The sequence below is a fragment of the uncultured Comamonas sp. genome (assembly GCF_964277875.1).
GTDB lineage: Bacteria > Pseudomonadota > Gammaproteobacteria > Burkholderiales > Burkholderiaceae_C > Comamonas > Comamonas sediminis.
In genome coordinates, this window is sequence record NZ_CAXYJV010000003.1 from 1 (window position 1) to 19,976 (window position 19,976).

General features: G+C 66.0%; 20 protein-coding genes and 1 pseudogene. 2 read left to right on the top strand and 19 right to left on the bottom strand.

What is annotated here, in order from left to right; genetic code table 11:
• Nucleotides 1–24: 24 nt before the first annotated feature.
• Nucleotides 25–831 (top strand): annotated as a pseudogene (gene fusA / locus ACHWUQ_RS01815) (elongation factor G); the annotation flags it as partial.
• A gap of 105 nt (nucleotides 832–936) precedes the next feature.
• Here the strand turns inward: fusA and ACHWUQ_RS01820 are convergent.
• Nucleotides 937–1,740: a hypothetical protein gene (locus ACHWUQ_RS01820; RefSeq protein WP_394680181.1), complete on the bottom strand. Its 804-nt coding sequence runs from the start codon at nucleotides 1,738–1,740 to the stop codon at nucleotides 937–939.
• A gap of 171 nt (nucleotides 1,741–1,911) precedes the next feature.
• Nucleotides 1,912–2,802, bottom strand: coding sequence for a LysR substrate-binding domain-containing protein (locus ACHWUQ_RS01825; protein ID WP_312462121.1), 891 nt, complete (start codon nucleotides 2,800–2,802; stop codon nucleotides 1,912–1,914).
• A 131-nt stretch (nucleotides 2,803–2,933) separates the two neighbouring features.
• Here ACHWUQ_RS01825 and ACHWUQ_RS01830 point away from each other — a divergent pair, with 131 nt between their 5' ends.
• On the top strand, nucleotides 2,934–3,671 hold the full coding sequence (locus tag ACHWUQ_RS01830) for an SDR family oxidoreductase (protein ID WP_394680182.1): 738 nt from the start codon (nucleotides 2,934–2,936) through the stop codon (nucleotides 3,669–3,671).
• 9 nt (nucleotides 3,672–3,680) lie between these two features.
• On the opposite strand, the gene ACHWUQ_RS01835 is transcribed toward ACHWUQ_RS01830, so the two are convergent.
• Genes ACHWUQ_RS01835 through ACHWUQ_RS01915 form a run of 17 tightly spaced genes read right to left on the bottom strand, consistent with a single transcriptional unit; the run spans nucleotide 3,681 to nucleotide 19,974 of the window.
• The gene (locus ACHWUQ_RS01835) at nucleotides 3,681–4,415 is read right to left on the bottom strand and encodes a 4'-phosphopantetheinyl transferase family protein (RefSeq protein ID WP_394680183.1); all 735 of its coding nucleotides are present in this window, start codon (nucleotides 4,413–4,415) and stop codon (nucleotides 3,681–3,683) included.
• A 15-nt stretch (nucleotides 4,416–4,430) separates the two neighbouring features.
• The gene (locus ACHWUQ_RS01840; RefSeq protein WP_394680184.1) at nucleotides 4,431–4,871 is read right to left on the bottom strand and encodes an excinuclease ATPase subunit; all 441 of its coding nucleotides are present in this window, start codon (nucleotides 4,869–4,871) and stop codon (nucleotides 4,431–4,433) included.
• Complete coding sequence (locus tag ACHWUQ_RS01845) at nucleotides 4,868–5,302, bottom strand: hypothetical protein (RefSeq protein WP_313336413.1); 435 nt, start codon at nucleotides 5,300–5,302, stop codon at nucleotides 4,868–4,870. The genes ACHWUQ_RS01840 and ACHWUQ_RS01845 overlap by 4 nt, the downstream gene beginning before the upstream one ends.
• A 41-nt stretch (nucleotides 5,303–5,343) precedes the next feature.
• On the bottom strand, nucleotides 5,344–6,597 hold the full coding sequence (locus tag ACHWUQ_RS01850) for a beta-ketoacyl-ACP synthase (protein WP_394680185.1): 1,254 nt from the start codon (nucleotides 6,595–6,597) through the stop codon (nucleotides 5,344–5,346).
• Nucleotides 6,594–7,340: a 3-ketoacyl-ACP reductase FabG2 gene (locus tag ACHWUQ_RS01855; protein ID WP_394680186.1), complete on the bottom strand. Its 747-nt coding sequence runs from the start codon at nucleotides 7,338–7,340 to the stop codon at nucleotides 6,594–6,596. The genes ACHWUQ_RS01850 and ACHWUQ_RS01855 overlap by 4 nt, the downstream gene beginning before the upstream one ends.
• Entirely contained in the window at nucleotides 7,341–7,805 is a 465-nt protein-coding gene (locus ACHWUQ_RS01860) for a hotdog family protein (RefSeq protein WP_313336404.1), read from the bottom strand.
• 21 nt (nucleotides 7,806–7,826) lie between these two features.
• On the bottom strand, nucleotides 7,827–9,023 hold the full coding sequence (locus ACHWUQ_RS01865) for a beta-ketoacyl-ACP synthase (RefSeq protein ID WP_394680187.1): 1,197 nt from the start codon (nucleotides 9,021–9,023) through the stop codon (nucleotides 7,827–7,829).
• The gene (locus tag ACHWUQ_RS01870) at nucleotides 9,020–9,649 is read right to left on the bottom strand and encodes a DUF3261 domain-containing protein (protein WP_394680188.1); all 630 of its coding nucleotides are present in this window, start codon (nucleotides 9,647–9,649) and stop codon (nucleotides 9,020–9,022) included. Before ACHWUQ_RS01870 ends, ACHWUQ_RS01865 begins: the two co-directional genes overlap by 4 nt.
• Complete coding sequence (locus ACHWUQ_RS01875; protein ID WP_394680189.1) at nucleotides 9,616–10,869, bottom strand: NAD(P)/FAD-dependent oxidoreductase; 1,254 nt, start codon at nucleotides 10,867–10,869, stop codon at nucleotides 9,616–9,618. The genes ACHWUQ_RS01870 and ACHWUQ_RS01875 overlap by 34 nt, the downstream gene beginning before the upstream one ends.
• A gap of 7 nt (nucleotides 10,870–10,876) precedes the next feature.
• A complete protein-coding gene (locus ACHWUQ_RS01880; protein ID WP_394680190.1) occupies nucleotides 10,877–13,261 on the bottom strand; it encodes an MMPL family transporter in 2,385 nt (794 codons plus the stop codon).
• A 14-nt stretch (nucleotides 13,262–13,275) separates the two neighbouring features.
• Entirely contained in the window at nucleotides 13,276–13,917 is a 642-nt protein-coding gene (locus ACHWUQ_RS01885; RefSeq protein WP_394680191.1) for an outer membrane lipoprotein carrier protein LolA, read from the bottom strand.
• Nucleotides 13,914–14,354: an acyl-CoA thioesterase gene (locus ACHWUQ_RS01890; RefSeq protein ID WP_394680192.1), complete on the bottom strand. Its 441-nt coding sequence runs from the start codon at nucleotides 14,352–14,354 to the stop codon at nucleotides 13,914–13,916. The genes ACHWUQ_RS01885 and ACHWUQ_RS01890 overlap by 4 nt, the downstream gene beginning before the upstream one ends.
• Nucleotides 14,344–15,894, bottom strand: coding sequence for a histidine ammonia-lyase (gene hutH, locus ACHWUQ_RS01895; RefSeq protein ID WP_394680193.1), 1,551 nt, complete (start codon nucleotides 15,892–15,894; stop codon nucleotides 14,344–14,346). Before hutH ends, ACHWUQ_RS01890 begins: the two co-directional genes overlap by 11 nt.
• Nucleotides 15,891–16,907: an acyltransferase gene (locus ACHWUQ_RS01900; RefSeq protein WP_394680194.1), complete on the bottom strand. Its 1,017-nt coding sequence runs from the start codon at nucleotides 16,905–16,907 to the stop codon at nucleotides 15,891–15,893. The genes hutH and ACHWUQ_RS01900 overlap by 4 nt, the downstream gene beginning before the upstream one ends.
• Nucleotides 16,907–17,662, bottom strand: a complete 756-nt coding sequence (locus tag ACHWUQ_RS01905; RefSeq protein WP_313336196.1) for a glycosyltransferase family 2 protein — start codon at nucleotides 17,660–17,662, stop codon at nucleotides 16,907–16,909. Before ACHWUQ_RS01905 ends, ACHWUQ_RS01900 begins: the two co-directional genes overlap by 1 nt.
• Before the next feature lie 3 nt (nucleotides 17,663–17,665).
• The gene (locus ACHWUQ_RS01910) at nucleotides 17,666–19,399 is read right to left on the bottom strand and encodes an AMP-binding protein (protein WP_394680195.1); all 1,734 of its coding nucleotides are present in this window, start codon (nucleotides 19,397–19,399) and stop codon (nucleotides 17,666–17,668) included.
• Nucleotides 19,400–19,416: 17 nt separating this feature from the next.
• Nucleotides 19,417–19,974: a hypothetical protein gene (locus ACHWUQ_RS01915; protein ID WP_394680196.1), complete on the bottom strand. Its 558-nt coding sequence runs from the start codon at nucleotides 19,972–19,974 to the stop codon at nucleotides 19,417–19,419.
• Between the last annotated feature and the right edge of the window lie 2 nt (nucleotides 19,975–19,976).

The following is a 19,976-nucleotide window of genomic DNA, read 5'->3' on the forward strand; positions in this document are numbered from 1 at the left end:
CGGTGACTGGAGTTCAGACGTGTGCTCTTCCGATCTGCCGCCGAGGACCCCTCTTTCCGCGTGCGCACCGATGAGGAATCGGGCCAGACCATCATCGCCGGCATGGGCGAGCTGCATCTGGAGATCATCGTGGACCGGATGAAGCGGGAGTTCAACGTGGAAGCCAATGTGGGCAAGCCCCAGGTGGCCTACCGCGAAACCATCCGCAATACGGTCAAGGATGTGGACGGCAAGTTCGTGCGCCAGTCGGGCGGCAAGGGCCAGTATGGCCATGTGGTCTTCACCCTGGAGCCAATGGAGTCCGGCGAAGGCTTTGCCTTTGTCGACGAGATCAAGGGCGGTGTGGTGCCACGCGAGTACATCCCCGCTGTGGAGAAGGGGGTGCGCGAGGCACTGACGACCGGGGTGCTGGCTGGCTACCCGGTGGTGGATGTGCGCGTGCGCCTGACCTTTGGTTCGTACCACGATGTGGACTCGTCCGAGCAGGCCTTCAAGATGGCGGCCATCTTCGGCTTCAAGGAAGGCATGAAGAAGGCCAACCCGGTCATCCTGGAGCCGATGATGGCGGTCGAGGTGGAGACGCCGGAAGATTATGCCGGCACCGTGATGGGCGACCTGTCGTCGCGCCGGGGCATGGTGCAAGGCATGGACGACATTGCCGGCGGCGGCAAGAGCATCAAGGCCGAGGTTCCGTTGTCCGAGATGTTTGGCTATGCCACGCAGCTGCGCTCGATGACGCAGGGCCGTGCCACCTACACGATGGAGTTCAAGCGCTACACCGAAGCGCCTGCCCATGTGGTGGCGGGCATTGCGACCCGGTCCAACCGCTAAGACCCGGGCCTGCCTGAGCAAGCCCTTGCCCGGCAGGCAACCGCGCAAAAGAGCAAACTGGCACACAGCGCCTCAGGCTGTGTGCCGGTTTTTTATGCGCGGAACCTAAAAGCGCCAGGTGGCCCCCAGCAAAGGCCCGGCCATCGTCACATCGATGCGCGTGCCACCCCGGCGGTAGTCCAGGGTCAGCACCCGGTAGCCCAGCGAGACAAAGGCCTGCTCGCTCCACTGGTAGTTGACGGTGGCAGCGACCTGGTGCGTGGCCCGCGACCCTAGGCCAAAGCCACCCACATCGCCATAGGCAATAGCCGACCAATGCGGCGCAATGGGGATATGGGCGCGCAGGCCCAGAACGGGGTCGACAAAGCGCTTCTCGGGCGAGGCCTGCACCAGGCCGCCCGCCACATCGACCGAGGCCTTGACGCTCCAGGCGCGCAGGCCCGCCAGCAGATCCAGGTTGATATCGGCATTTGACACGGCGCGGTAGCCCGCTGCCAGCGTCGCCGAGGCCTGGCGAAAACTGCCCGATGCCGGCAGCCCGGGCGGCAACTTGCCCGAGCGCGAACTCGACGAATAGCTGATGTCGCCCAGCAGCACCAGGCGGTCCTTGCGGGCATAGCCGGTCAGAAAGAATGCGGCATCCAGGTCCTTCATCACCTCGGAAAACGGCTTGTCCATCGACACCACACTGCCGCCCCGCAAGGGCCGCAGATCACCGCCCACCCCACTGGCCCAGACATAGGGCGTGAGCTGAACAGCCCAGGTGCCGGTGGCGCCCTCCTCTGCCGGTGCAGGCAGCTGCTGCGCCACAGCGGCCAACGGCAGGCCTGCGATGGCGGCCAGCACTGCAAGGCGCCTCGCATTCGCACAAAAGAGCACCCGGGGGTGCAAGGTGGATGACCCAGGCATCGCTATCCCTCCATCTGCCAGAGCGGGAGGCCAGGGCAGTTTGTTTGATTAATAAAACTATTTATAGATCGAACAAATCATCGCACGGATCGGCGGCCATGCACAGCGATGGCAGAGCCCGGCCACCCCGCCGCCGGTCGCCGGCCGCCGGTCGCCGGTCGCCGGTCGCCGCTAACCTACATGCGCAAAGCGCTCGGCCAGCCAGTCGATGAACACCCGTACCCGAGCCGAAGGCTGGCGGCTGTAGGGATGGAGTACCGACACCGGCATGGGCGGCGGAGGCAGATCGGGCAGCACCTCCAGCAGCTCGCCCTCTTCCAGCGCCCGCGCAATGCGGTAGCGCGGCACCTGCACCATCCCCAGGCCCGCCATCGCAGCACCGGTGTACAGGTCAGCGCCGTTGACGGTGATGCTGGGCTTGAGGCGCCGCTCCACCACCTGCTTGCCCACACAAAACTCCAGCGCCACCGGCCGGCCCGTGGCGCTGGAGACATAGGCTACGGCGGCATGCTGGGGCAGTTCATCCAGCGACGCAGGCAGGCCATGGCGCTTGGCATAGCCACGGCTGACCACGGTCACTTGGCGCAGCGATGCAACCTGGCGCCCGATCAGCGATGAGCTTTGCAGGCTGCCAGCGCGCAGCACGCAGTCCACCCCTTCGCGCACCAGGTCCACCAGCCGGTCGTCTTCGGCCATGTGCAGTTGCACCTCGGGGTAGCGGTCGGCAAAGTCACCCAGGTGGGGCATCACAAAGTAGCGCGCCAACGTGCCCTGCAGGTTGACCCGCAGCAAGCCCTGCGGCGGCGCGTGGCGAAAGGCGCTTTCCGCCTCCTGCAGATCGGCCAGCAGCCGGGTGCAGCGGCGGTAATAGTCCTCGCCCTCGGGCGTCAAACGCACCTGCCGCGTGGTGCGGTCCAGCAGGCGCGCGCCCACGCGCGCCTCCAGCCGCTGGACCAGGTTGGTCACCGTGGCGCGCGGAATCTGCAAGTCGTCCGACGCCTGCGCAAAGCTGCTGCGGTCCGCCACACGCACAAATACTTGCATCTCCTGAAAGCGGTCCATGGGCCAAAGGGACGCTGCAGCGTCCGGTAATTATTAAAGTAAACCGAATTATAAAATTCAAATCACGGCAATGATCTTTTGAATGGAATAGTGAAAAATCCAGCCATTCCATCAACGACAGGAAAACAGACATGACCCAACCCACATCCATCGCCCTGATCACTGGCGCATCGCGCGGCATCGGCGCCACGATTGCCCGCCGCCTGGCCCTAGAGGGCCATGCCATCGCCATCAACTACGCCAGCAACGCGCAAGAGGCCGAGGCACTGGCCCAGGCACTGGTGCAAGAAGGTGGCCAGGCGATGGCCATCCGCGCTGATATCTCGCAGGCAGAGCAGGTGCAGGCTATGTTCGGCGCCGTCGAGCAACAACTGGGCAAGATTGATGTGCTCGTCAACAACGCCGGCGTGCTGACCACCAGCCCCCTGGCCGAAACCAGCGACACGCTGTTTGCCAAAACCTTTGCAATCAACACCCAGGGCGTGTTCAACACCCTGCGCGAGGCAGCCACGCGCCTCAACGACGGCGGCCGCATCATCAACCTCTCGACCACCGCACTGGCGCTGAACATGCCCGGCTACGCCATCTACAACGGCAGCAAGGCAGCGGTAGAGGCTTTTACCCGCGTGTTTGCCAAAGAGCTGCGCGGCCGCCAGATCACCGTCAACGCGGTGGCCCCGGGCCCAGTGGCCACCGAGCTGTTCTTTGCCGGCAAGAGCGAAGCGCAGATCGAGCACTTTGCCAAGATGCCGCCGCTGGAGCGCCTGGGCGAGCCCGAAGACATCGCCGCCGTGGTCGCCTTTCTGGCCAGCAAGAGCGCCGGCTGGATCAACGGCCAGGTGCTGCGCGCCAATGGCGGTATTGCTTAAACCTCAGACTCAGCCCACCAGGCCGATGCAAAAGCGCTGGGCGGCAGGCAGCGGCAGATGGGACTGCGCATGCAGCGCCCAGTGCGCAACGGGACTGCCGGTGCATACCGACACTATTGCCGCTTGGCCCGCAGGCGTCGCTGTCACCCATGCCCAGGCATGGGCACCGTCCACAGCGCCTTGCACGGCTGCAGCGGGGGCCGGCTGGCAGACCAGGCGCGGCAGCATGGCGAAGTCCACCCCCGTCCCGCGCAGCTTGAACCAGGCCTCCTTCAGGCTCCAGAGCTGCACAAAGCGCTGCTGGCACTGTGCAAGGCTGGCGATCTGCGCCAGCTCCTTGCGCTGGTTCGGTGTGCAGGCCAGCTGGGCCAGGTCAGCGATGGCGCTGGCCGGCCTGCGGGTGATCAGCTCCATATCGATGCCGACCGGCTCAGGCGCCAGCGCGCAGGCGATCCAGCCATGGCTGTGGGACAGTGACAAATGCAAGCCCGCGCCTGTGCTTGCTGAAAGACGCGGCGGCTGCCCAGCCGGCGCCTCCAGCGACCAATCGGCAATCCGCCGCCCGTCGCCCGCCAGCAGCAACCGCAGCGCATAGCGGCAGGCGATGAACTCGGCGCGGCGCGCCGGCGCCGCCATCTGCGCCAGGCGCGCCTGCTCCGAGGCGCTCAACCACTGCGGCGGTGCACTGGCCTGCACCGCGCCCTCCAACGAGGCCTGTGAGACCAGCAGCAGCCGATGGGACACAGAAGCATTCCCGCTCTAACGCGTCTTGGCGTAGCTGCCCTTGAGGGCCACACCCACAACGATGTTGCCCGCATGGCATTCAAAGTTGACGGGGTCTTTGACGGTGTTGCCCTTGTACACGCTGTGCATGTCCACCACCGCGTCGGCCCCCCGTTTCTTGGCAGACGCCTGGAAAGCGATCAGCGCCGACAGCGCGGCCCAGCGGCAGGCGGTCAGGTCGTCCTTGCCGACGCCATTGGTTTTTTTGTTGGAGACATCGTCGCCCAGCGCTTCTTGGATGGGCGGGGTTGCAGCGCCAGACAGGTGGAAGGTGACGCTGCCGTCGAGCTTGCCATCGGCCAGGCCCATCTGGACGACTTCTTCCAGCGGTACCAGCAAGCGGGTATCGCGCGCATGGGCAGCGCCCAGGCTACCGCAGGCCAGCAGCAGCGCGCAGGCAAATTTCAGGGCGTTCATTGTTCAGCTCCGGGTGCAGCAGGTACGGGCGCCACGGGCGCGCTGATCTGCTTGTTCAGGTTCTTGATCCAGCGGTTGTAGCCCGGGTGGATCCTGCGCTGGCCGTCGCGCTCCTCATAGTTCAGGTTGTTGCTACGCAAATAGTTGATGTCAAAGCCCGCTGCGTCGTAGTTCACCTCGATGTAAGCCTGGTACTGGCCGGCCTTGTCATACATCAGCTCCATATGGCCAGGATCATCCTTGGTGGCTTGCCAGCCAATGTTCTGCGCGGCATTGATGATTCTGGCGCGTACCTGTTGTTCGGTCAGCGGCGGGCCATCGGCCAGCAAGAGAATCTTTGGGTGGTCAATCAAAACTGCCTGGCGTGCCATGGCAGCGCCGGAGCACAGTGCCAAGGCCAGAATGCAGCTGGAGGTTTTTAAGAGGTTCATGTTTTTCTCATTTCCGAGTTGTGGATGGGTAGAGGACGAACTCAGGGCATCCAGCGCCTGAAGATCAGCGAGGTATTGATGCCACCAAAGGCAAAGTTGTTGCTCATCACCACATCGGTACCGAGGGCCCGGGGCTGGCCGGTGATGTAGTCGAGTGCAGCGCAGCGCTCGTCCACCCGGTCGAGGTTCGCGTTCTGGGCGAACAGGCCCTCGCGCATCATCTCCAGGGTCATCCAGGCCTCCAGCGAGCCGCAGGCGCCCAAGGTATGGCCCATGAAGCCCTTGAGCGTGCTCACCGGCACCCGGTCGCCAAAGACATCGAAGGTCGCGGCCGACTCGGCGATATCGCCCTGTTCGGTGGCGGTGCCGTGCGCATTCACATAGCCGATGTCTGCGGGCGTCAGTTCCGCATCCTGCAGTGCCAGCCGCATGGCCTGCGCCATCGTGGCCGGGTTGGGATGGGTCACATGCGTGCCGTCGCAGTTGCTGCCAAAGCCAATCAGCTCGGCGATGATGGGCGCGCCCCGCGCTGTCGCATGCGCCAGCTCCTCCAGCACAAAGGTGCAGGCGCCCTCTCCCAGCACCAGGCCATCGCGCCCGGCATCAAAGGGCCGTGGCGTCAGCCCGGGCGTGTCGTTCTTCACGCTGGTGGCAAACAAGGTGTCAAAGACCGCCGCTTGCGTGGCATCAAGCTCCTCGGCGCCGCCGGCCAGCATGGCCAATTGTTTGCCGCTCTGGATCGCCTCGAACGCATAGCCAATACCCTGGCTGGCGGAGGTGCAGGCGCTGGAGGTGGTGATCACCCGGCCCGTCAAGCCTAAGAACACGCCGATGTTGACCGCAGCCGTGTGCGACATCATCTTGATGTAGGTATTGGCGTTGATGCCCTCGGTAGTGCGGTCCATGATCATGCGGCCAAAATCACCAATGGCCGCTGGCGTGCCCGCCGAGGAACCATAGGCCACGCCCATACTCCCGCTCCTGAGCAGCGGGTGGCCCAGCAGACCGGCATTCTCCAGTGCCAGCTCGCTTGCGCGGGTGGCCATCAGCGCCACCCGGCCCATACTGCGCAAGGTCTTGCGGTTGTAGTGCGCGGGCAGCGCAAAGTCAGGCACGGTACAGCCCAGCTGGGTGTTCAGGCCTTCGATGTCCTGCCACTCATGCATCACGCGGACCGCATTGCGCCCGCTGTGCAGCTGATGCCGGACGGTCTGCCAATCATGGCCCAGCGGGCTCAGGGCGCCGATGCCCGTCACCACGACACGGCGCTTGGCGCTGTGGTTGTCATTGCTCATCCCAGCATGCCTCCATTGACTGATATGACTTGCCGGGTCACATAGGACGCATCCGGCCCCATCAAAAAGGCCACCACCCCAGCGACCTCATCCACCGCGCCCATGCGGCGCATGGGGATCAAGTCGATCGCGTGCGCCAGCACTTCTTCGCTGACCATCTCGGTGTCGATCAGCCCGGGAGCCACGCAGTTGACGGTGATGTCGCGCTTGGCCAGCTCGATGGCCAGCGACTTGGTGGCCGCGATCACCCCCGCCTTGGCCGCGCTGTAGTTGGTCTGGCCCCGGTTGCCCATCAAGGCCGACACCGATGCCAAGGTGACGATACGCCCGGCCGCACGTCTGCGCACCATCGGCATGACGACCGGGTGCAGCACGTTGTAGAAGGCATCCAGATTGGTGTGCACCACAGCATCCCAGTCCTCGCCGGTCATCGCCGGAAAGGCACCATCGCGCGCAATGCCGGCATTGCAGACCACGCCGTAGTAGGCTCTGTGCTCTGCCATATCGGCCTCCAGCGCGGCACTGGCTGCGCTGCGGTCGGCCACGTCAAACTGCAGCAAGCGGGCGGTGCGGCCCAGCGCCTCGATATCGTGCACGACCGCTTGCGCCTGCGTCAGGCCGCTGCGGCAGTGCACGACCAGGTCAAAACCATCGCGCGCCAGTCGCAGCGCTATAGCACGGCCTATGCCTCGGCTGGAGCCGGTCACCAACACGGTGCCCTTGGAGAGGGATTGGGTTGTCATTCAATTCTCAGTCGTTTGCAGCGCCTGCACGTAGGCACTGCCGTCTTCAGGTTCAAAGACCGAAATGCGGGCCGTGGCATACACCTGGCCGTCCGCACGGATGCTGCATGCAAACATGCCCAGTCCGTTTTCTGCGATCAGTTCGCACTGCGCCTGCACCTGCAGCCGGGTGCCTGGCGCAAAGAAAAGTGCTGTGGCCTCGAACTTGCGCGTGCCGAGCAAAAAGCCCAGTTTCACAGGCAGACCGGCCTGCAACGCACGCCATCCGGCCCAGGCCGCCACGGTCTGCGCCATGTACTCCAGCCCCACCCAGGCGGGCATTCCTTCGTCCTGCAGAAAGAGACCGTCGCGCGGCACCTGCAGCTCGGCGGTCGCACCGTCTGCGTCGGCCGCCAGCAGGCGGTCGATCAGCAGCATCGCGCCACGGTGGGGTACATAGTTCTCGATGGGCAGCATCTCAGTCATTGCTTGTGGTTCGTCCATGGGTCAGCCCGCCGCCAACAGCAGCGCGCAATTGCTGCCGCCAAAGGCAAAGGAGTTGCTCAGCACCGCCTGCGGCGCGCAGCCCAGGGCTGTTTGCGGCCCCACCACCTGCAGCGCCGGCAGGGCCGGGTCGGGCTCACCATCCCACCAATGCACGGGCAAACGGCCCTGCGGGTTGTCATGCAGCACATGCCAGCAAAAGGCGGCCTCCAGCGCACCTGCGGCAGCCAGGCTGTGGCCGCTGAGCGGCTTGGTGGAGCTGACCGCGCAGCCCTCGCCTACCAGCGCACGCACCGCCAGGCTTTCCATCGCGTCGTTGTGTGGCGTGGCCGTGCCATGCAGATTGATGTAATCGAGCGCGGCTGGCTGCATGCCGGCACCTTGCAGCGCCTGCTGCATGGCCGACAGCGCCCCGCGCCCACTCGGGTCAGGCGCAGACATGTGGTGCGCATCCTGGCTCTCGCCCCAGCCCGCCAGCCGCACCGGCCCGGCGTCGCGCGTCATCACAAAAAAGGCAGCCGCTTCGCCCAGGTTGATGCCTTGCCGGTGCAGGGACAGCGGATTGCAGCGCTGGGCGGACACCGCCTCCAGCGCACTGAAGCCGGCCACTGTGAACGGGCTGAGCGCATCCACACCGCCGGCAATCACCGCATCCACCATCCCAGCACGCAGCAGCCTTGCACCACTGGCCAGGGCCTTGGCACCGGAGGAACACGCTGTCGAGATCACATAGGCGGGGCCAGCAACGCCCAGCGCGGAGGCCAGAAACGCGGCCACATTGCCCAGCTCCTGCACGGCGTAGTCAAAACCGGGGGGAAAAGCCCCGGTGCAACGGTAGCTGTCTGCAGCCAACGCCCCTTCGTCCAGGCCGCCGGTGCTGGTGCCGACGATCAGCGCCACCCGCTGCGGGCCGCAACGCGCCACCAGCGCATCGATGCGCGGGCGCAGTGGCAGCATGGCCGCCCAAGCCAGGGCGTTGTTGCGCGACCGCTGCTGAGGCGGTGCAAAGTCCAGCGCCGGCAGCACGGCATCCGCCGGCAGGCAGCCCAGCATCAGCGTCCGCCCAGGCGAATAGGCCTCGGTGGCCGTCAAGGTCGGCGGCAAGGCCGGCGCAAACAGGTTGGCACGCAATGCCTCCGGCGTGCCACCGGCCGCGCTGATCGCTGAGCTTGCATTTAGATAGACCGTGGCAGCCGTCATGGTGCCTCCGCCGCGTTGCTGCACAGATCGGCACCGCCCGGGCTGTCGATACGCAGCGACCAGGCGCCCTGCTGGTACACCAGCTCCAGGGCATTAGCACCTGCAGCGCGTACCCTCACCCGCTCGCTGCCCCGGTACTGCAACACCCGCCCGGCTGCAGACACTGCCAAGGACCAGCCCTCGGGCAGCGCGGCCGAAATCGCCTGGGGCGGCCAGAACGCCAGCTGCACATCCCTGAGCACCTGCTCGGGCTCCAGCACCGCCGGCCACCAGCGTGACAGCTGGGGCTGGAGCTGCACACCATCCCATTCCAGCGTGCCCACCATCTGGCCCAGGTTCAGGATCGCCAGCTTCATGCTGTGCGCATCCACTTCCAGCAAGGCTTCGAGTTCCTTCGCAGCCTGGCCCGGGGGCTGCACCGTCAGGCGCTGCTGCACCGCCGCCGAGCAACCCAAGGCTGCCGGCGCCAGCGCCAGCGCCAGCGCCAGCCGGGGCGATGCCTGGGCTGCTTGGGCCGTGGATTCGCGCTGCGGCGCTGGCTGCAGCGCGCAACCGGCCAGCAAAAGAGCCGTGCCCAGCATGCCCAGCGCCTTCATGCCACCACCTCCGGCACGGTCTGCTGGCACAGCTGGCGCAATACATCCAGGCGGCGCTGGGGCTCGGCCACATAGGGATTGCTGCGGTCCCAGGCATAGCCGGCGAGGATGGAGGCGATCATGCGGCGAATCTCCGGCGCGTGCTGGTCATGGAAGATCACATCCTGAAAGCCCCCCTCGTACCACCCAGCTACAAAGGCCCGGAAGGTGTCGACACCGGCCTGCAGCGGCAGCGCATAGTTCGCCTGCCAATCCACCGTCTCGCCCAGATAGGCACGGCCAATGCAGCCGGCGGCCAGGCTGGCCGACCTCATCGCGATCGTCACGCCGCTGGAGAAGACGGGGTCGAGAAACTCACCCGCATTGCCCAGCAGCGCATAGTTCTTGCCCCACAGCGAGGTGACATTGGCTGCATAGCCCGTCAGCGAACGCCCGGGCGTATCCCATACGGCCTGTCGCAGCACCTTGGCCAGCGTGGGCACCTCGGCAATAATGGCGCGCAGGCGTTCGACTTCAGTGCCTGGGTAGCGCGCCAGGTACTCCGGCGTGGCGACTACCCCTTGCGAGCTGCGGCCGTCGGAGAACGGAATGGTCCAGAACCAGACCCCGTGGTGCTCGGGATGCACGGTGATGAGGATCTTGTGCCGGTCCATGTCCTCCAGCGCGATGCGGTCCTCAACGTGCGTGAACAAGGCCCCACGCACCGGAAAATCAGACGGCCGCTCCAGGCCCAGCAGGCGTGGCAGGGTGCGCGCAAAACCACTGGCATCGAGCAGATAGCGCGCACTGACGGCGTAGTTCTCACCGCCTTCGCCGCGCACCTGTACCAGGGGCCGCTCAGCGTCCACATCTACAGCCGTCACCGCATGGCCGTAGCGGATCTCGGCGCCGGCCTTTTCTGCAGCATCGGCCAGCAGCTTGTCAAACGGCCCGCGCGGCACCTGGTAGGTGGTGCCCCAGCCCGGCGAGAACTTGTCGCGAAAGTCAAAATCGCTGCACAACGGCCCCTTCGCAAAGGCAGCGCCATTCTTGTGCTGGAAGCCGGCCTCGACCACCTCCTGCAGCATGCCTGCTTCCGCGAGGTACTGCATGCTCTGGGGCAGCAGGCTTTCACCAATGGAAAAGCGCGGAAAAGTCTCTTTCTCGATTACCAGCACCTGGCGGCCCTGCTTGCGCAGCAGACCTGCAGCCACCGCCCCCGAAGGGCCGGCGCCGATGATCAGAATCTCAGTTTGCTCGGTCTTGCCCATAGGCCATTCATCCTTTCTCAGCCGCAGGCAGCGGCGCGGCTTCCGCACGGAACAGCGGCGCCAGCAGCAGCACCATCGGCAGGCCCAGCATCAAGGTCACGCCAAAGGCGCGCAATGCTGGCGTCTGCGACAGCCCCAGCAGACCAAACGACAGCCAGGTGCTGGCAGCGCCGATGACCACCGCCAGCCAGGCCTGCGGATCGTTCTCGTGTTCCTGTAAATAGATGCCGTAGTCAATGCCCACGCCCAGCAGCAGCATCAGCGCCAGCACATTGAACAGCTGCCAGGGCTCGCCCATCAGTGCCATGGTGATGACGACAGCCAGGCTGGCCAGCACGGTCGGCAACCAGGCACGCCAGGCGCTGCGGCCAAAGCGCAGACACAGGGCAGCCAGCACCAGCAGGTGGCCCACCACCAGCAGCTCGGTCATCGAGATGCGGTAGCGCTGCAGCAATTCGGTTATCTCCGCAGGCTTGTCCACCCAGGTCACGGCGGTCAGGCCTTGGGCAGCGGCCTCCAGCGCCGGCAAGGCTGCCTGGCCACGCACTCCGCGCAACATCACCATGCTGCGGTAGGCCCCATCGTGCTCACCCAGCCACAGCGGGCGCGCAGCGGCCGATATCGGTTGCGCCAGCCAGGCCTGCAGCGTCAGCGGCTCCTGCGGGCTGCCCGCAGCCGCCGCCTCGAAGGCCTCACCGAGCTGTGCATTCACGCCAGCCAGCACCACCTGGTTGGCATGCTGCACCAGCTGGGCGTTGCGCTGCTGCATCTGCTGCGATGGCACCCAGTCCGAGACGGCGCTGTAGCCTGCGATGTGCTGCTGCGCGACCAGTGCATCCAGCCGCTCCTTCAGTGCCTCTTCCTGCTGCAGCAAGGCCTCAGGGCTTGCGGCCTTGACCAGGTAGAACTGCGCCGGGCTGGGCAGTCCCAGCATCTGGCTGACCTGTATCTGCTGCTGCAGCAGCTGGGGCGAGCTGTTCTGCAGTTGGCGCACATCGTCGCGCGGCTGCAGCAGATGGCCCTGCGTGATCCACAGCAGCGCCAGCGCGCACAGCGCCAGTGACCAGGGCGGTGCCGATCGCCAGCGCGGCCACCACCACATGGTCCTGCCGATCCACTGCGCAGCCGCATTGCCCGCCACCTGGCCCCGATCCAACCAGGGGAACCAGCAAACCACCGTCAGCATCGCCGCCGCCAGTCCGACCACCGAGAACAGGGCCATTTGCCGCAGGCCCGGGAACGCCGCCATGCCCAAAGCCACATAGGCGATGGCGCTGGTGCCCAGCGCCAGCAAGAGCGCGGGTAGCAGGCCACGCATCAGCGCATGCGGTGCGCGGCCGGGTGCACCCTGGCGCGAAGCAAAGTAGTGGATGCCGTAGTCCTCTGCCACGCCGACCAGGCTGGCACCAAACACCAGGGTGAGCAGATGCACCTTGCCAAAGACCAGGTCGGTCACGCTCAGCGCCACCGCGCAGCCAATCAGCAGCGACAGCCCAACCAGCAGCACCGGCCGCAGCGAACGAAACGCGATCCAGGCCAGCAGCAGCACGCCCGCCAGCGAGCCCCAGCCAATCACATGGATCTCGCCATTGGCCTGCACGGCAGCAGCCTCGGCATGCAGCGGCACGCCCGCCATGATCATCTGGGCATCGGGCGCTTGCCGGCGCACCTGGGCCAGCGCATCGTCCATCGCCGAGCCAATCACCGGCTCCCCCGAGAGGCTGAAGGCCGAGCCATCCAGCGTGTACTGCAGCACCACCCATTGCTTGCCCCGCGCAGCCACCCACAGCTCGGCATCCCTCGGCCGGGCCGGGCTCTGTGCAGCGCGGACCGACCACCACTGCGTCCACAGGCCGAGCGGATCGTTCACCCAGTCGGTCAGGCGGGCCTGCGTGGCAGGTTGGTACAGGCCCTGCAGCGCGCGCTGGACCAGGGCCTCATCGCTGGACGCGCGCAGCTCGGCACGCTGCGCAGGCGTCAGCAGCGCCGTGTGCCAGGGCTGGTAGAAGCCCAGCGCCGACTGCAGTGACACATCCCTGGCCATCGCCGCTTCCTGCAGATGCGCTTGAGGGTGCTGGCGCAATACCGCGCGAAAGGTCTGCGCCGCCGCTCGCGTCTGCTCCCATTGCTCGGTGCCCAACAGCACCACGACCTGGCGCTGGATCTGCTCGGCCAGCTGCTGCGTGGCCTGCGCCACATCGGGCGCGCGTTCATTGACTGGCAGCAGGGCCAGCACATCGGTGTCGATGCGGCCCTGCTTCCAGAAATGCCATTGGTGCGCGCCAACGGCCAGCACCAGCAAAAGCCACAGCAGTGCAGCGGCACGCCACAGCAGGCCGGCAGGCCGCTCCTGGTGGCCGCAGTCAGCGGCAGTCTGTGGGGTAGCAGTCATCAAACCTTCATCCTTCAGCGGAACTGCGCCAGCTCGGCATCGCTGGCCTGGGACGCGGCCTCGGCCCCCTGGATGCGAATCAGGCTGCTATCGCCCCTGGCCTCCTGCAGACGCACTTCACGCACAAACTGCCCGCCTTCCAGCTCGATCGAGGCCAGCCACTGCGCCAGCATCGGGTCGCGGGGCAGCAAACGCATCTGCCAGCCCGAAGCCTGCGCCTTGCCGCTGACCTCAAACAAATGGTGCAGCTGCACCAGATCGGCCGACATGACGGCAAACAGCATGGCGTTTACCGTGCGCAGCACCGGCTCGTCCTCGGCACGCATCTGCATGCTCAGGGAGCCATCGGCGCGGCGCGATTGCAGGCTGTCGGGCTTGACCACCAGGCTCGACTCGAAGGGCTTGCGCACATGCCAGACGATGCCCAGGCCCTTGGCCACCACGAACTCGCCCGAAGAACGCAATGGCTGCTTGAAGCCCTTGACCGTCTTCTCCTGCGTGAACTGGCCGCGCACCACAGGCGCATCCTTGAGCTGCTGGCGCACCTGCACCAACAGGTCCTGGCCTGTTGACTCCGTTGGGGCCGCAGCGGCCGTTTGGGCGAAGGCCGGGGCGATCCCCGTAGCCAGCGCCATGCACAGAATCCAGGCCTTCATGGCGCAACCCCCAGCCGTTCCCACAGCACTGGCGGGCAGACATAGCGCATTTCGCGCGTCTGCATGTCGACGGCCACCTGGATCGTGTAGGCCGAATTGAGCTTTTCGCCGGTCTGCGCATCGCGGATCAGGTAGTCAATGCGCAAGCGGTTCTCCCACTCCGTGATGCTGGCCTTGATCTTGAGGCGCTGGCCGAAGACGGCCGGGCGCACGTATTTGAGGCGCATGTCCACCACCGGCCAGCCAAAGCCCGAATCGCGCATGCGCGGGTAGTCGTAGTCGAACTGGGCCAGCAAAGCGCTGCGGGCCAGGTCCAGAAAGCGCACATAGTTGCCGTGGTAGACGATCTCCATCACATCGATGTCATAGAACGCCGGCGTGATTTCGATGTCGCAGGACAGGCGCTCGCGCGAGGCCATTTCTCTTTCAGTCGGCATACAGGCTCCAGGTTTGGGCACGGATGCCGCTCAGCAGCTGGTGCAGATCGCGGTCCAGCGCACGGTCTTCGTCGACCAGCGCCACGCGGCCGGCCAGGTCGGCAATCCAGGCACGCATGGCGGGACCCACCGGCACATCGGGCTGGATGCGCTCACGCAACGGCACTGCCTGGCGCGCGGCGATCAACATGGCCGCCAGCACCTGCTCGGTCAGCTCCAGCACCCGCAGCGCATCGCGCGCGGCAATCGTGCCCATGCTCACTTTGTCCTGGTTGTGGCACTCGGTCGAGCGCGAGAACACCGAAGCCGGCATGGTCTGTTTGAGGGCCTCGGCCGTCCAGGCCGAGGCACTGATCTGCAGCGCCTTGAGACCATGGTTGATCGGCTGCGTTGCGCCCTGCGAGCCCGACAGGTTCGATGGCAGGCCCTGGCTGTAGCGCGTGTCCACCAGCAGTGCGAGCTGCCGGTCCAGCAGATCGGCAATATTGGCCACCGTGTTCTTCAAGGTATCCATGGCCAGTGCAATATGGCCGCCATAGAAATGGCCGCCATGCAGCACCCGCTCCTCATCGGGCTCGATCAGCGGGTTGTCGTTGGCCGAGTTGAGCTCTGCCTCGATCAGTTGGCGCAAAAAGGGCAAGGCATCTTCGAGCACGCCGATCACATGCGGTGCGCAACGCAGCGAGTAGCGGTCCTGCAGGCGGTGGGAGTTGCGCAGCTGCGCCTCGGCCACCAGGTCGCCCCGGATGCGTGCGGCGGCACGCTGCTGGCCTGTATGCGGTTTGGCGGCAAACAGCGTCTCGTCAAAATGGTGGGCATTGCCGGCAATGGCAACCACATTGGCCGCCGTGATGCGGCAAGCCAGGCGCGAGACATAGTCCGCGCGCTGCCAGGCCAGGCAGCCCAGCGCCGTCATCACGGCCGTGCCATTCATCAGCGCGAGGCCTTCCTTGGGACGCAGGCGCAATGGTGTCGCCCCGGTATCTTGCAGGGCCTGCGCGGCGGGCACAACCTGGCCCCGGAACAGCACCTCACGCTCACCGCAGAGCACCGCTGCCACATAGGACAGCGGGGTGAGATCGCCACTGGCGCCCACCGAGCCTTCGGCAGGAATGCGCGGCAGGATATCGTGCTCGATCAGGTGCTCAAGCTGCTGCAGCAGCGCCCAGCTGACGCCTGACATGCCCCGGCATAACGAGGCCAGGCGGCAGGCCAGCACCGCGCGCGTTTCCACGTCGGTTAGAAAACGGCCCATGCCGCAGCCGTGGTAGGCATAGAGGTGGTGCGGCAGATCGGGGATCAGCGCTGGCGGAATCTCAACCGTGCAGGAGTCGCCATAGCCGGTGGTGACGCCATAGACCACACCATCTTCGCGCAACAGCCGGTCGAGAAAGTCCGCGCCGCGCTGTATGCGGCTGCGGAACAGGGGATCGGGCGAGAGCTGCACTTGCGCCTGGCCCTGGGCGATAGCCGTGATCTGCTCGATCTGCAGCGGGCTGCCATCAAAGAGGATCAGCGTGGGTGGAACGTTCTGTGTCATGGGGAGCTACTTTTCTGGGCCTGTGCCAAAGGGGTGACGGGCTGCGGCGCGTTGGCCTGCGCCCAGAAGGGAAAGAAATTGAACCAGTCCCAGGGCGCGCTGCGCAGCCGCGCCTCCAGCGCCGCCGCGTAACGGGCGGCATACTGGGCCAGCGCTTGCTCGCGGCCAGCGCGGGGCAGCACCACCTGCGAGGCCAGGGTCTCGATCTGCAGCGCATAGCCGTCGCCGGCGTGGGTGCAGGTCATCAGCAGCAAGGGGCACTTGAGCAGCGCCGCTATCACATAGGGACCGGTGGGAAAGGCCGCTTGCGCGCTCAGGAACGGGGCCTGTGCGGTATTGCCCGCGTGCACCGGCACCCGGTCACCCGCAATGGCGATGAACTCCCCGGCGCTGACGCGCTCGGCCAGCATGATGGCCGTGGCTGCGTTGAACTCCGTCACCTGCAAGAAGCGCACCTGGCTGCCCGGTGACAGGCGCGCCAGCATGCGGTTGAATTGCTGCGCGTGCCGGGTGTGCACCAGCACATTCAGCCGCAGACCCGCGCGCTGCTCGGCCAGCACCTGGCTCAGTTCGATGCAGCCCATGTGCGCAGTGATGAACACGGCCCCCTGGCCACGCGCGATCAAATCCTGGACTGCCAGCTGCCCCAGAACCTGCACCCGGGAGGCAGGGTAACGGCCCGAGATGGCCAGCATCTTGTCGAGAATGACCTGCGCAAACATGCGGAAGTGGCGCAGGCTCTCCCGCCAACCGGGCGAATGCGGCCACAGGCCATGGGCTTGCTGCATGCGCTGCAGGTAGTCCAACGACGACTGCCTGGCCAGAGGCCGGCTGAGCCAGTAATAGCTGACGACCGGGTAGAGGCACAGCAAGAACGGCCAACGCCCCAACAACCGGTGGATCTGGTATAGCAGCCACATGCCTGCGACAAAACTGCTCTCCCCGATCTGGGCCCAATGCGTGGGTGGCGTCTGCGGACAAGCCTGCGAGGCCTTGTTGCATGCGCCTGCCATTAGACCGCCCTCCGCCGCGTCAGCTTGCGCAGCAGCAGCACCGGGCTGCGCAACAGCATGCCCGCAAACAGGCGCGCATGCATCTTGGAGATCAGCAGGTTGTCACGCAGCATCCGGAAGTGGGACAGGCCATCTTGCGGGTAGGTCACGCGGGTGAACTGCGTGACAAAGGGCACGCCCTGCCAGTGCATGCGCACGAGGATCTCGGTATCAAACTCCATGCGCCGCCCGATGTGGGCGCTGTCCCAGGCACGCAAGCTGGACGCCAGCGGGTAGACCCGGAAGCCGCACATGGAGTCGCGGATGTCCAGGGACAAGGTATTGATCCAGACCCAGACATGGGTGGCATAGCGGCCATACAGTCTGGCTTTGGGCACGCTGTGGTCGTAGACCGGCGCACCGCAGACCATGGCCAAGGGATGCTGGCGTGACAGGGCGGCGAAGCCAGCGATGTCGGCGGTGGCATGCTGGCCATCGGCATCGATCTGCACCGCGTGCGTGAAGCCGCGCTGCTGCGCGCGGCGCATGCCGGCGATCATGGCCGCGCCCTTGCCCTGGTTCTGCGCCAGGCGCAGCAGCTCCACCCGGGGTGCATGTTCGGCGGCCAGCGCATCTAGCACGGCGGCGCAGCGCGCCTCCGAACCATCATCGACCATGATGCAATCCTGCCCGCTGGCCAGGACACCGCGCAGCATGTCTGCCATCGTGTCGGGATGGTTGTAGACCGGGATGATGGTGATGATGGCGTGCTGCATGCTTCAAACGCCCTGCAGCAGCCGGCCGCTGGCATGCATGCCACGCGCCGAACGGATGGCGAACTGGACCGCGCCCTTGCCCTCCAACCACTGGAGCTCGACCTCGACGGCGTCACCCGGCAAGATCGGCTGCTGGAACTTGATGACTTCACCCCGGCCATAGGCCGCTGTTAATGCAAAAGCCTGCTGCGCCAAAGTCACCGCCCAATGCAGCTGGGCCACGCCGGGAACCAGCAAGGCCTGCGGAAAATGCCCATCCAGCACACGCAAGCCCGCCACGACCTGGAGGCGGGCGCAGGCCTCGGTGGCGCTGCGGCGGATCCATTGCGGCGCGGGCATCATCGGATCAAACAGCGCCAGCAGGCTTTGCTGGGTAACCTTGCTCTGCGCATTCATCGGCATGCGCTCGACATAGCGCCAGCTGCGTGGCAGCGCCACCCGCTCTACCCGATCAGCAAGCAAGGCACGCAGGGCCTGTGCCATGGCCTGGCGGCCATGGGTAAGCAGCTGCTGCCAGCCCGCTTCCGTCAGCGCCAGCACCATGCCCACGCGGGTCGGCAAGTCGCGGCGCTCGATCAGCACCGCGCGGGCCGTATGCACCCAATCGCAGGCCTGCAGTGACTGCTCCAATGCGGTCAGGGAAATGCGCTTTTCGGCAATTTTCACAATCCGGTCCACCCGGCCCCGTAGCACAAAGCTGGTCCCATCGCTGCTGGCCTTGGCCCGGTCTGCGGTCTGCCACCACACTGCAGGATCGGGCAGATGCGGTGAGCGCACCTTGAGCACACCGCTGTCCGCATCCAGCGCGACGGCCACACCCGGCAAGGCTTGCCATACCTCGCCTGAATCGGCGCGGCGCCGCCAGGCAATGCCACCGGTCTCCGAGCTGCCAAACACCTCCGTCGGGGAATGCCCCAGCACTGCCAGGCAGTGGGCCGAGGCCTCGGCAGCCAAGGGCCCGCCTGAGGAAAAAATGGCGCGCAAACGCGATGGCGCATTGCCCCAGGGCAGCTGCTGCGGCAGCCGGCCCAGCATCGCAGGGCTGGACACCAGCAGGCACGCAGGTGCCTGGCGGAACTGCGCAAGCAGGTCTTCGGGGTAGCGCGCGAAGGCCGTGCCGAGCATGCGGCCCGCCGACAGTGGCCACAGCACCCGGAACAACAGCCCATAAATATGCTGGTGCGACACGGTGGCCAGCACCTGTAGCGGCCCACCGCCCAGCGCAGCACCAAAGGCTGCCTCCAGCGCCTGGACTTCGGCATCCAGCTGCGCCAGCTGCTTGACAATGCGCTCGGGCTTGCCGGTCGAGCCCGACGTGAACAGCACCAAGCGCATGGCATGCCTGTCCAAGGCCAGCAAAGGCGTATCGCCAGCAGCATCGGCCACGGATGCCACGGCGCCGGGCAGCAGCCCTGCAGTACCGGCCAGGCTGGGCAGCAGGGCATCGGTGGTCGCTGGCTGCAGATCGCTTAGCAGCACTGGCGTCTTGCCTGCATGCCAGGCCCCCCATAGCGCGGCCGAAAATTCCAGCGCATCGTCAAAATAAAAGCCGATCTCCTGGCCGGGCAGCTCTGCAAAGGCGGCATACCAGCAGCGCACCATCTGCAGCCATTCGCCGCCCGCCACGGCCTGGACATCGCTTGGTGTGACCCGCATGGCCACGGGGCGCTGGGCGCCCTGCTCTGCCATCGCCACGGCCACGTCGGCCAATGCCACACCCTGCTTCAACTGCGTCACCCCTTGTCCCATGGCGTTCACATCCCGGGCGCTGGCTGCCGCACATGGCGCCGCACCAGCCACTCGCCGCCCATCAGGCATCCCATCAGGAGGTAAGCCAGCAGTCCGTTATAGAAAGCCCAAACGGCATCACTGCCCCAGAGTGCGGTAATGGCAGCGACTGCGCCATTGAGCACAAAGAACAGGCACCACACCAAGGTGACCTTGCGTGTGTAGCGCACGCCGGATGCCGGCAATGCGGGCTCCTGCAGCCGCGCCAGGCGCTCGACCACCGAAGGCGGGTGCAAGAGGCTGTAGCCAAATACCGCCAGCAGCACTGCATTGACCCAGACGGGGTAGAGCTTGACCATCAGCGGATCGTTGCCCAGCCAGGCAGCCAGGCCCAGCGCGGCGGCGCCTGCTGCCGCGAGCCACCAAAACTTCTGCTGGGCGATGAGCGCACGCCCAACAGCCAGCACCACGATCAACAGCGCCAGCCACTGGGGCGCAACCCGCCCGATGGTGGCGTACACCACCAGCGGGTAGAGCACGGTCAGCCCGACCAGGGCCCAGTTCAGCGCGCTGCGCATGCCCATGG

Coding starts and splice junctions, on each gene's coding strand:
- ACHWUQ_RS01820 (WP_394680181.1), bottom strand. CDS start 1,740: ATGCCTGGGTCATCCACCTTGCACCCCCGGGTGCTCTTTTGTGCGAAT.
- ACHWUQ_RS01825 (WP_312462121.1), bottom strand. CDS start 2,802: ATGGACCGCTTTCAGGAGATGCAAGTATTTGTGCGTGTGGCGGACCGC.
- ACHWUQ_RS01830 (WP_394680182.1), top strand. CDS start 2,934: ATGACCCAACCCACATCCATCGCCCTGATCACTGGCGCATCGCGCGGC.
- ACHWUQ_RS01840 (WP_394680184.1), bottom strand. CDS start 4,871: ATGAACGCCCTGAAATTTGCCTGCGCGCTGCTGCTGGCCTGCGGTAGC.
- ACHWUQ_RS01845 (WP_313336413.1), bottom strand. CDS start 5,302: ATGAACCTCTTAAAAACCTCCAGCTGCATTCTGGCCTTGGCACTGTGC.
- ACHWUQ_RS01850 (WP_394680185.1), bottom strand. CDS start 6,597: ATGAGCAATGACAACCACAGCGCCAAGCGCCGTGTCGTGGTGACGGGC.
- ACHWUQ_RS01855 (WP_394680186.1), bottom strand. CDS start 7,340: ATGACAACCCAATCCCTCTCCAAGGGCACCGTGTTGGTGACCGGCTCC.
- ACHWUQ_RS01860 (WP_313336404.1), bottom strand. CDS start 7,805: ATGACTGAGATGCTGCCCATCGAGAACTATGTACCCCACCGTGGCGCG.
- ACHWUQ_RS01865 (WP_394680187.1), bottom strand. CDS start 9,023: ATGACGGCTGCCACGGTCTATCTAAATGCAAGCTCAGCGATCAGCGCG.
- ACHWUQ_RS01875 (WP_394680189.1), bottom strand. CDS start 10,869: ATGGGCAAGACCGAGCAAACTGAGATTCTGATCATCGGCGCCGGCCCT.
- ACHWUQ_RS01880 (WP_394680190.1), bottom strand. CDS start 13,261: ATGACTGCTACCCCACAGACTGCCGCTGACTGCGGCCACCAGGAGCGG.
- ACHWUQ_RS01885 (WP_394680191.1), bottom strand. CDS start 13,917: ATGAAGGCCTGGATTCTGTGCATGGCGCTGGCTACGGGGATCGCCCCG.
- ACHWUQ_RS01890 (WP_394680192.1), bottom strand. CDS start 14,354: ATGCCGACTGAAAGAGAAATGGCCTCGCGCGAGCGCCTGTCCTGCGAC.
- hutH (WP_394680193.1), bottom strand. CDS start 15,894: ATGACACAGAACGTTCCACCCACGCTGATCCTCTTTGATGGCAGCCCG.
- ACHWUQ_RS01900 (WP_394680194.1), bottom strand. CDS start 16,907: ATGGCAGGCGCATGCAACAAGGCCTCGCAGGCTTGTCCGCAGACGCCA.
- ACHWUQ_RS01905 (WP_313336196.1), bottom strand. CDS start 17,662: ATGCAGCACGCCATCATCACCATCATCCCGGTCTACAACCATCCCGAC.
- ACHWUQ_RS01915 (WP_394680196.1), bottom strand. CDS start 19,974: ATGGGCATGCGCAGCGCGCTGAACTGGGCCCTGGTCGGGCTGACCGTG.